General features: G+C 69.4%; 1 protein-coding gene. It reads right to left on the bottom strand.

Translation table 11 applies throughout. The features are described 5' to 3' along the window. The coding region (gene xsc, locus EKG36_RS20400; protein ID WP_126487113.1) for a sulfoacetaldehyde acetyltransferase at positions 1-1,430 on the bottom strand (1,430 nt) is incomplete at both ends.

The following is a 1,430-nucleotide window of genomic DNA, read 5'->3' on the forward strand; positions in this document are numbered from 1 at the left end:
TTCTCCAGCAGCCGCACCGGCTTCTTCAGGGCGTCGCGGCGGAAGGGGTCGCCCAGTTCGCGGGTGCACATGATCTCGAGGATGCAGGTCTTGCCCTCGTTCATCTGCAGGTCCACCGCCTTCTTCAGCGCCGGGCCCACGTCCTCCAGGCGGTCCACGGTGATGCCCTCGGCGCCCATCGCCCGGCCGATCTCGGCGAAGCTCTGGTTGTCCAGCTCGCCGGCCACGAAGCGGCGGTTGTAGAACTCCACCTGGTTCTTCTTCTCCGCGCCCCACTGGCGGTTGTGGAACACCACCGCGGTCACCGGGATGGCGTGCCGCACCGCGGTCATGGTCTCCATCAGGCTCATGCCCCAGGCCCCGTCGCCGGCGTAGGCGATCGCCGGGCGCTCCGGCGCGGCCACCTTGGCGCCGATGATGGTCGGCAGTGCATAGCCGCAGTTGCCGAAACTCATCGGCGCGAAGAAGCTGCGCGGCTTCTCGAAGCGCAGGTAGCTGTGCGCCACGGCATTGATGTTGCCGATGTCGGTGGAGACCATCACGTCCTCGGGCATGGCCTTCTCCAGCTCGCGCAGCACCTGGCGCGGGTGCAGGTACTCGCCGCCGGAGAACGGCGTCTCGCCCTCGGCCTCGTCGATGGCGTCGAGGCTGAACGGGTCCTTCTCGTGGGTCCACTCGTCCAGCTCGCGCTCCCAGGCGGCCTTCTCGCTGGCGATCAGCTCGGCGCGCTTGCCCTGGGTGGCGTCACACACCAGCTCGCGACCCGCCAGGCGCTCGGTGATCGCCTCGGCGGCCTCCCTGGCGTCGCCGCAGATGCCCACCGCGATCTTCTTCACCAGACCCAGCATCTTGTGGTCGGCGTCGATCTGGATGATCTTGGCGTCCTTCGGCCAGTAGTCCAGACCATGCTGCGGCAGGGTGCCGAACGGCCCCAGCCGCGTGCCCAGCGCCACCACCACGTCGGCCTGGGCGATCAGCTTCATGCCGGCCTTGGAGCCCTGGTAGCCCAGCGGGCCGCACCACAGCGGGTGGCTGGCCGGGAAGGAGTCGTTGTGCTGGTAGCTGTTGACCACCGGCGCGCCCAGCCGCTCGGCCAGCGCCTGGCAGGCGTCCACGCCATCGGCCATCACCACCCCGCCGCCGGAGACGATCACCGGGAACTCGGCGTTGGCCAGCAGCTCCGCCGCCTCGTTGAGGGTCCGGGTGCCGCCCGGGCCGCGATCGAGGCGCGCCGGCTCGGGGATCTCGGCCTCGATCTCGCCATAGAAGTAGTCCCGCGGGATGTTCAGCTGGGTCGGGCCCATCTCCGACATCGCCCGATCGAAGCAGCGCCCGGTGTACTCGGCCATCCGCGCCGGGTGGGTCACGTGGCCCTGGTACTTGGTGAACTCCTGGAACATCGGCAGCTGGTGGCACTCCTGGAAGCCGCC

Origin of the sequence: Halomonas nitroreducens (genome assembly GCF_003966155.1) — a bacterium.
Lineage (GTDB): Bacteria > Pseudomonadota > Gammaproteobacteria > Pseudomonadales > Halomonadaceae > Halomonas > Halomonas nitroreducens.